Annotated in this window: 2 protein-coding genes; both read left to right on the plus strand. The window is 66.0% G+C overall.

Annotation, left to right across the window (positions count from 1 at the left end):
- The first annotated feature begins 110 nt into the window (after window positions 1-110).
- Window positions 111-284 carry a hypothetical protein gene (locus AC0L3P_RS33520; RefSeq protein ID WP_275168520.1) on the plus strand — a complete coding sequence of 58 codons (174 nt, stop codon included), beginning with the start codon at window positions 111-113 and terminating at the stop codon, window positions 282-284.
- Window positions 285-586: 302 nt separating this feature from the next.
- Window positions 587-1,694, plus strand: a 1,108-nt coding sequence (locus AC0L3P_RS33525) for an MFS transporter (protein WP_473308572.1), incomplete at its 3' end; no start/stop codon positions are given.

Genomic DNA, 1,694 nt, shown 5'->3' on the forward strand with positions numbered 1-1,694 from the left:
GCGGCCCGCGCCCACGACATTCGAATCATGGTTGCCCATGGATTCAGAAGCCCGCAACAAAAGCAACTGTAATGCTAGGACGGATGCAGCATCACCATCCGGGACCAGCCATGGCCAAGATCGGCAAGTCGAGCGCGCCGCCCAAAATTGCGGGCGACACGCCAGCAAAAGACAAGGCGAAGAAGCCGCCGCCTCCGCGCGACACCGAAGACGATGATTACGAAGACGGCGACATCGCGACACCGAAGCGCGACCGCTACGGGCCGGATGACGAGCCGTTTTGAGGGGTAGCGCAGACAGCGCCTTAGTCGCGCGCTGGCGCCACATCATCAGTGTCGTCCCGGCGAAGGCCGGGACCCATACCGCGTGATCTCTCGATCGAGGTAGGTCGCAGTACCCAACGACGATCCTCCGCCAAACTCCTCCCTGTGGTTATGGGTCCCGGCCTTCGCCGGGACGACGATGCGGAAGCGTCCTGCCCCTCACTTCCCCCGTCCGCGCTACTGCCATGCGCCTGCGTTCATGGACAAATAACCGCTCTGCCCGATAGTTTGCGCGTCTCCAAAGGACGTGAAACGGAACTGCAATGGTCGACGTTCTCGCCGCACCGCAACAAGGCAAGGCGGACAGCGCGCTACGCACGCTGACGGGAATTTCGATCGCGCATTGGGTCAGCCATTTCCATCTGCTGGTCCTGCCGATGCTGTTTCCCTTCCTCAAGAATCAACTCGGCGTCGGCTATGTCGAGCTCGGCTTTGCCCTGACCGTGTCGGCCGTGGTGTCGGGGCTGACGCAGGCACCGACGGGCTATCTCGTCGACCATTTTGGCGCCCGAAAGATTTTGCTGGGCGGCCTCACCCTCGGCGGCTTCGCGCTGATCCTGCTCGGCCTGCACCTGAGCTACGCCTCGCTGATCGCCTGCGCCGTGCTGCTCGGGCTCGCCAATAGCGTTTACCATCCCGCCGATTACGCCATCCTCGCCGAGCACATGGACGAAGCGCGGATGGGCCGCGCCTTCTCGATCCACACCTTTGCCGGCTATTTCGGCGGCGCGGTGGCACCGGCGATCGTCGCCGCGCTGGTCATCGTATCCGGCGGTACCGGTGCGTTGATCGCATCGGGCGCGATCGGCGTTCTGGTTGCGCTGTTGCTGGTGACGATGAACATGCCCGATGCCGTCGCGCACAAGACGAAGCCGGGCGCCGAGAACGCACCAAAACAGGCCGTGATCACGCCGGCGCTGATCACGCTCACGGCGCTGTTCATGCTGCTCAGCCTGTCGGTCGCCGGCATCAACAATTTCGGCGTGGTGGCGCTGATGAGTGGCTATGGCGTGACCCATTCCGCGGCCAATGTCGCGCTCACCGCTTTCCTCGGTGCAAGCGCCGCCGGCGTGCTCGCGGGCGGCTTCCTTGCCGACCACACCGAGCGCCACGGCTATGTCGCCGCCGCTTGCTTTGCCGCGAACGCGGCGATCGTGCTGCTGATCGCGCTGGTCACGCTGCCGGGCTGGGCGCTGACCGCCACGATGGCAGCCGCGGGATTCCTCTCCGGCGTGATCGCGCCCTCGCGCGACATGCTGGTGCGCAATGCAGCACCTCCGGGCGCGGGCGGCCCCCCCCCCGGGCCCGGGGGCCCCCCCCGGCAAAAAAGGGGGCCCCGACCCCCCCCGCGGGGGGGGGGGGGGGATTGGA

Source organism: Bradyrhizobium sp. WSM4874 (genome assembly GCF_055811835.1).